8 protein-coding genes are annotated in these 6,938 nt (G+C 59.2%); 6 read left to right on the forward strand and 2 right to left on the reverse strand.

The window, feature by feature from the left end; all coding sequences use genetic code 11:
* The coding region (locus ACIQ47_RS13740) for a Bug family tripartite tricarboxylate transporter substrate binding protein (protein WP_396438655.1) at positions 1 to 931 on the forward strand (931 nt) is incomplete at its 5' end.
* Between the two features lie 22 nt (positions 932 to 953).
* On the opposite strand, the gene ACIQ47_RS13745 is transcribed toward ACIQ47_RS13740, so the two are convergent.
* A complete protein-coding gene (locus tag ACIQ47_RS13745; RefSeq protein ID WP_396438656.1) occupies positions 954 to 2,156 on the reverse strand; it encodes an FAD-dependent oxidoreductase in 1,203 nt (400 codons plus the stop codon).
* Entirely contained in the window at positions 2,153 to 2,926 is a 774-nt protein-coding gene (locus tag ACIQ47_RS13750) for a hypothetical protein (RefSeq protein WP_396438657.1), read from the reverse strand. Before ACIQ47_RS13750 ends, ACIQ47_RS13745 begins: the two co-directional genes overlap by 4 nt.
* Before the next feature lie 229 nt (positions 2,927 to 3,155).
* Between ACIQ47_RS13750 and ACIQ47_RS13755 the strand changes: the two genes are divergently transcribed.
* The 5 genes from ACIQ47_RS13755 to ACIQ47_RS13775 all read left to right on the forward strand — a co-directional run.
* Positions 3,156 to 3,614 (forward strand): (2Fe-2S)-binding protein, encoded by a 459-nt coding sequence (locus tag ACIQ47_RS13755; RefSeq protein WP_396438658.1) that lies wholly within the window; start codon positions 3,156 to 3,158, stop codon positions 3,612 to 3,614.
* Positions 3,611 to 5,779, forward strand: a complete 2,169-nt coding sequence (locus tag ACIQ47_RS13760) for a molybdopterin cofactor-binding domain-containing protein (RefSeq protein WP_396438659.1) — start codon at positions 3,611 to 3,613, stop codon at positions 5,777 to 5,779. Before ACIQ47_RS13755 ends, ACIQ47_RS13760 begins: the two co-directional genes overlap by 4 nt.
* Positions 5,776 to 6,192, forward strand: coding sequence for a sulfur oxidation c-type cytochrome SoxX (gene soxX / locus ACIQ47_RS13765; protein ID WP_396438660.1), 417 nt, complete (start codon positions 5,776 to 5,778; stop codon positions 6,190 to 6,192). The genes ACIQ47_RS13760 and soxX overlap by 4 nt, the downstream gene beginning before the upstream one ends.
* Positions 6,189 to 6,674: a thiosulfate oxidation carrier protein SoxY gene (locus tag ACIQ47_RS13770; protein ID WP_396438661.1), complete on the forward strand. Its 486-nt coding sequence runs from the start codon at positions 6,189 to 6,191 to the stop codon at positions 6,672 to 6,674. Before soxX ends, ACIQ47_RS13770 begins: the two co-directional genes overlap by 4 nt.
* A partial coding sequence (locus ACIQ47_RS13775) for a thiosulfate oxidation carrier complex protein SoxZ (RefSeq protein WP_396438662.1) occupies positions 6,671 to 6,938 on the forward strand: 268 nt, incomplete at its 3' end. The genes ACIQ47_RS13770 and ACIQ47_RS13775, both read left to right, overlap by 4 nt.

Below are 6,938 nucleotides of genomic sequence, written 5' to 3' on the forward strand. Positions count from 1 at the left end.
TGGCGGGTGGGGCGGCAGTTTGGCTGCTCAAACAGCGTACCCGCAAAAACCCATCAAATTCATTGTGCCTTTTGCGGCGGGGGGGTCTGCCGACACGGTGGCCCGTTTGTTGTCGGAGCGGCTTGGGTTGGCTTTGGGGCAATCGGTGATCGTGGACAACCGGGGCGGCAATGGTTCGGTCTTGGGCACAGACATCGCTGCCAAGGCCGCACCCGATGGCTATACGGTTTTGCTCAGCAACGGTGCCGCCATGACCACGGGCCCTTTGATGGGTCAGATCACCAACTACAAGCCCTTGAGCGATTTTGTCCATCTCAACTTGTTCGGCACGTTCACCAATGCCTTGATCGTTCGGGCCGACCATCCCGCTAAAAATGTTCAGGATTTATTGAACATGATTCGGCTGCAGCCGGGCAAGATCAACTATGGCTCTGCAGGTGTGGGGTCTGCGGGCAATCTGACAGGCGAATTGCTCAAGCAATTGGCAAAGGTTCAAATGGTTCATATTCCCTACAAGGGGTCGGGGCCGGCGTTCAATGATTTGATGGGCGGGCAGATTGACTTCATGTTCAATGCGCTGATTGCATCAGCACCCCACATCAAGGGCGGGCGAGTGCGTGCATTGGCGGTGACAGGGCATCACCGTGACACCGAATTCACCCAAGTGCCCACCTTGTCCGAAACGGTGCCCGGTGCCGTTGGCGACGCCTGGTTCGGCTTGTCGGTGCCTGCGAAAACACCCGTTCTGGTGCAAGAGCGTTTGCGGGCTGACATGGCGCGCGTTTTGGCGCAGCCTGAAATGCGCACCAAATTGGCCGAATTGGGCATGCAGCCTTTGGGGCTGGACAAACCCGAATTTCAGACTTTTCTGGATCAGGAGATCAAGAAATGGGGGCCGGTGATCACGGCCGGTCAACTCAAGGCGCAGTGATGCGGGCATGAGCCCTGGCGGTTCAGGTCAAGGCGGCAGACTCCCGCAAGCCGGTGATCATCGAGGTGTTGAGCAAATGGGCTTTGTGCAGGACAGGGTCACTGGCCTTGCGCTGCAATTCCTCCAAGGCGGTCTGGCGTTTGGACATGTCCCGCTCCTGCATGCGCGCACGGTTGCGGCCCGATTGCTCCAGCACATGCGAGATGGCGATCGGGCGGCGTTGCCGCTCATACAAAGCCAAAGCTTCAAGACCGCATTGCCCCTGCAGTATGGCGCGCAGTTTTTCGCTCAGGTTGAACGCATCATGAATACCACCGTTCATGCCCATGCCGCCGCTGGGGCTGTTGAGGTGGGCGGCATCGCCGACCAGAACCGCTCGACCGGTGACGTACTGTTTCACCACCCGTTGGTGAATTCGGTAGGGTCGAATTTCCAGGACGCCGTAGGCTTCGTGGCGTGGCCAGATGCGCTGCATTTTTTCTTGGACTGCGGTTTCTGAAGTGGCCTCATCGATGCTTTCCCCCTCATCCTGATACAGACTCACGCGCCATAAATCACGCAGCCGCAGCAAACTGAAAGTGCCACGTTCGCTCCAGCAGTAATTGATATAGGAAAGACTTGGCAAATGTTCATGGAACGCAAACCGGGTGGTGGCCAAAATGGTGGTCTCCGGGAAAGTCAAGCCATCGAATTCCAAATTCAATTGTTTTCGCACCGTGCTGTGGCCACCATCGGCGCCCACTAAAAATGAGGCCTCCAGCTGATTCAGTTGGCCGTCTGGCGACTGGTATTGCACCTTGACCGAGTGGTCAGTTTGTGAAAACCCGATCAGTGGACTGCCCCAATGCACCTGCACATGGGGCAAATGGGTCTGGATGTGCGCCAACAACAGTTCAGACAAGCGCCATTGCTCACATTGCAAGCGATAGGGGTGCGCGGTTTCGTCTTTCAAAACAGACAGGTCAAATTCGGCATACTGGCCCGTCGAGTGCATGCGCACTTGCCAAGTGGGGGCGATCAATCCCGCTGCGATCAATCCAGCCGTGATGCCATGCGCTTGCAGCATGTCCAGCGTGGGGGGATGGAACGTGGAGGCGCGCAAACCGCGCACCAACTCGGGCGCTGATTCGAGCACCGTGCAAGCGATGCCCATGTGCCCCAGCCGCATGGCCAACACCAAGCCGACGGGACCCGCACCGGAAATGACGACGGGTTGGATGTTCATGCCGTGCGGGCGATGCCCATGGCCTGAGCTCTGTCAGCCCAGTGCCCGGCATCCAGCCACGTTGGAAGGTCAGATGTTTCTGCGGGGGTGTTGGGGATGGCTGCGACCGATTGCCACATCAAACCCAGCATGCTTGACAACCACGGCGGACCGGTGCGATCGCGTTGAACCAACAGCGTTTTCAGGCTAGGCATGCCCGTGCCCAACATCAAGACAGCGTCAGCGCTCGATGCGCTCAAAGCTTGGGCTGCGTTGTTGGCCGATTCGCTGGAGGTGGTGTAAATGGCATGAAAACCTGGATCGGATGAGTTCACAGCCTGCACCGTGCCAATGTCAAAACCATGCGACACCCAATAGGCGATGCTCGCTTGTGTGAGGTCGCTGGGGTAAGGCGAGAGCAAATCCAACCGACGAACGCCCAATGTCTTTAAGGCTGCGGCCACGGCCATACCGGCGGTGACGACGGGGATGTTCAGGCGCGCTTGCCAAGCGTGCACCCATTGCGCCTCTTTTTCGCGGCCCATCAAATAGGACGAGCCGGTGCAGGCCAGTGCCAGAACCGACAGTGGGGCATTGCCAAATTGAAGCAAGCTGGATTCAAGTTGGTCAAAGTAATCCAGCAATCGCTGATTCAGACTGGGTGCCTGGCTGGCGAGGCGGCCATTGATGAGCGAATAGCCTGCGGGCAACAAGGCCCAGGCTTCGGGTTCAACGGTGGTATTGGCCTGCGGCGTCAGCAGTCCAATCAAGCCAAGAGGTGCGTATTCCATGCTCACAAAACAAGTGGCTCCGTTGAAATGCCAATAAGGGCTAAAGGGAGGATTGTGAACCCAAGCCCAGGTCTTGTGCCACGCCCCAAGCGTTCAACGGCAACCCAAACGCGTCGCATGGGTGACAAAAGGGCATGCTCGCAATGACCTTCTAGGTCTTAGTCAGGTTGCTTTAACCCAAAGATCACTACATAGTAGATTGCAAATCCTTCACCTCGGAGACTGCCACATGAAACTGAACGTCAACGGTAAAAACCACAGCCTCGATGTCGAGCCAGAAATGCCCCTGTTGTGGGCCTTGCGCGATGAGCTTGACATCAAAGGACCCAAGTTCGGTTGCGGCATCGCCCAATGTGGGTCGTGCACCGTGCTGCTCAATGGCGAGCCGGTGCGCTCTTGTACTTATCCGGTCTCGGGCGCTTCGGGGCAAAAGGTCATCACCATCGAAGGCTTGGCCGACAAGGGCCGCTTGCACGCGGTTCAGCAAGCCTGGATTGACCACCAAGTGCCCCAGTGCGGTTACTGCCAGGGCGGACAGATGCTCGCGGCCGTGGCCCTGCTCAAGAAAAAGCCCAAACCCACCGATGAAGACATCGACGCCGCGATGACCAACATTTGCCGTTGTGGCACTTATGCCCGCATGCGCACCGCCATTCACGCCGCTGCCAAGAAAGGGACCCGCGCATGAGCACCCCAAAACTGACCTCCGGCATGGATCGCCGCCACTTCTTGAAGATCTCCAGCACCGCAGCCGCAGGTTTGTCGGTCGGGTTTTTTGTGCCCCAAACGGCACAAGCGGCCAACACGCCCCAGCTGAATGTGTGGGTCGAAATCGAGCCCAACGACACGATTGTCATCCGCTACGCCCGTGCAGAAATGGGCCAAGGCAGCATGACGTCTGCCCCCATGATGATTGCCGAAGAGCTGGAAGCCGATTGGAAAAAAGTGCGCGTCGAGTACGCCACGGCGCATGAAAACCTGCGCACCAAACGCGCCTATGGCGACATGGCTTCGGTCGGCAGCCGCACCATCCGCAATTCGCAGGAATACCTGCGCAAAGCAGGGGCCACCGGGCGCGAGATGCTGATTGCCGCTGCTGCCCAGCAGTGGGGCGTGCCGGCCAGCGAGTGCAAAGCAGCGCTGAGCAAAGTCACCCATGTGCCCAGCAAGAGGACGCTCAGCTACGGCAAACTGGCCGCAGCGGCTGCCAAGCTGGAAGCCCCCAAAGACGTCAAACTCAAAGACCCCAAAGACTGGACATTGATCGGCAAGTCCATCCCCCGTGTGGACATTCCCGACATCGTGACCGGCCGTGTGAAGTACGGCATCGATGCGCAAGTGCCTGGCATGCTGCACGCGGCCATTGCGGCATCCCCGGTGTTCAACGGCACTGTCAAAAGCATGGACGCCTCCAAAGTGGAAAACCGCAGGGGCATCGTCAAGGTGTTGAATTTGGGCACCTTTGTTGCCGTGGTGGCCGACAACTGGTGGCGCGCCAAAGAAGCGCTGCGCGATGTGGCGGTGGACTGGGATGTGGGCGAGCACGGCACCCTGAGCAGCGCCGCCATCATGGCCCACTTCAAAGCGGGCATGGAGCAGCCAGAACTGGCGGTGGCACGCAACGATGGCAACACGGCAGACGCGCTGAGCAAAGCGGCCAAGGTCATCGAGGCCGAGTACTTCACGCCCTATTTGGCGCACGCCACCATGGAGCCCATGGTGTGTACCGCTTGGTTGCAGGGCGACCAACTCGATGTGTGGTGCTCGACGCAAAACCCGGAATCCACCTTGGCCGTGGCGGCGGCAACAGCCGGTGTGCCCCAGGCCAATGTGAAAGTGCACCCGATGCAATTGGGTGGGGGTCTGGGGCGCAAAAGCCCGCAAGACTTCACACGCCAAGCCGTCACGATTGCCAAGGCCATGCCCGGCAAGCCCATCAAAATGCTGTGGTCCCGCGAAGAGGAAATCCAGCACGGCTTGTACCGCCCGGCCAGCCTGATGCGTTTCAAGGCGGGCTTGAGCGCCACGGGCAAAGCCGAGGCGCTGCACATCCGAGTGAGCGCCCCTTCCATTTTGGCCACCTTGCTGAAACTGCCCTTGCCCAAAGGGGTGGACGGCCAGGCCGTGGCCAGCTTCAACGACCACCCCTACGACATCCCCAACACCTTGGTGGACTATGCCCAGCGCAACACCAATGTGCCGGTGGGTTTTTGGCGCACTGTGGGGCACTCACAAAACCCGTTTGGGCGTGAGTGCTTCATTGACGAGATGGCCCAGGCTGCAGCGCAAGACCCGGTTCAATACCGCTTGGGCATGCTGCCCAACAATGAAAAAGCCAACCGCGACCGTGCCATCTTGTTGGCCGTGACCAAAGCGGCCGGATGGGACAAAAAACCGGCACCGGGTGTGTTCCGGGGCGTGGCCGCCACCGACGGTTATGGCAGCTGGACGGCTTGCGTGTGCGATGTCTCCATCAACGCCAAAAACGAAGTCAAGATCCACCGCATCGTGATCGGCATTGACCCCGGTTATGCCGTCAACCCCGACAACATCGTGGCCCAGTTCCAGGGCAGCGTGGTGCATGGTTTGACCGCCATCTTCTGGGGTGAAAACACCATCAAGGACGGGCGTGTGGAGCAATCCAACTTCCACGATTACCGCATGATGCGTTTGAACGAAATGCCTAAGGTCGAGGTGGTGATTGCGCCCACGGGCGGCTTCTGGGGCGGGGTGGGCGAGCCCGCTCAGGCGCCTTTGGCACCTGCGGTGGCCAACGCCATTTCGGCCGCTTTGGGCAAACGCATCCGCAGCTTGCCTTTGAAAAACCATGGTTTGACTTTGGCACGCGCATGACGGTGTTGGGCTTGGCGCGGGTGTGGGCCTTGGTGTGCAGCGCTGGCTGGGGCTGGGCCGCTGCACAAACGCCAGAGGCCGTCAGCTTGGCCTCGCCGGATCGGGGCAAAGTCTTGCTCTTGCAAAGACAAGACAGCGGCTGTGTGCTGTGCCACCAAGTGCAGGGTTTGCCTGCGGGTGGTGCACTCGGCCCGTCTTTGGTCGGTTTGGCCGAGCGCAGCACCCAAGATCAAGCCCGCGAGCGTATCGCCGATGCCCGGCGCTTTAACCCGCAAACCATCATGCCCGCCTATTTGAGCACCGAGGGTTTGCACAAGGTGGCCAACCCCTACAAGGGTCAAACCATTTTGACGACGCAGGGGCTTGAAGACATCTTGAGTTACCTGTTCTTGCCCAGCAAGGCCACGCCATGAAGTGGCCCACATTGACCCGTCGCGAAGGCTTGCGGCAAGCGCTGCGGGCCGGGCTTTATGGGGCGGTTGTTCAGCTGTGGCCCAGCCAAGCCCAAGACATGGCATCGGGCCAATTGTTGAGCGTGACCAAAATGATCGAGCCCCTGACCCGGGGCGCCCGTGTGTTGGAACAAGACGTGAAATGGGTCGCCCCTGTGTTGGCCGACAACGGGACTTTGGTGCCTGTCACGGTGCAGGTGCAAAGCCCCATGACGCCCCAAGACCATGTGACGCATGTTTACCTCTTGTCTCAGCGCAATCCGGTGACGCGCATGGCGGTTTTTCATTTGGGCCCGTGGAATGGCCGTGCCGAAGTCAGCACGCGATTGCGCTTGGCTGGCACCCAGCAAGTGGTGGCCTTGGCGCGCTTGTCCAATGGCGAGTTTCGTTATGGTCAGATGGAAATCATCGTCACAGAGTCGGCTTGCGTCGACGCTTCATGAACATGGCATTTGCACGCATCCAATGGCCTGAGCGCGTCCTTGCAGGGGATGTGGTCAAAGTTCGTCTTTTGGTGCAACACCCCATGGACACAGGGTACCTGCAAGACCTGTTGGCCAAGTTGGTGCCACGCAATGTGATCCGGACATTGACCTGTACCTGGGGCCAGCAAGAGGTGTTCCGTGTGGAGCCATCGTCCGGAATTTCGGCCAATCCCTTGTTTGAATTTTTTGTGCGAGCAGAACAAACGGCCGAAATGCACGTGG

It is taken from the genome of Limnohabitans sp. (genome assembly GCF_044373035.1).
Taxonomy (GTDB): Bacteria; Pseudomonadota; Gammaproteobacteria; order Burkholderiales; family Burkholderiaceae_C; genus Limnohabitans_A.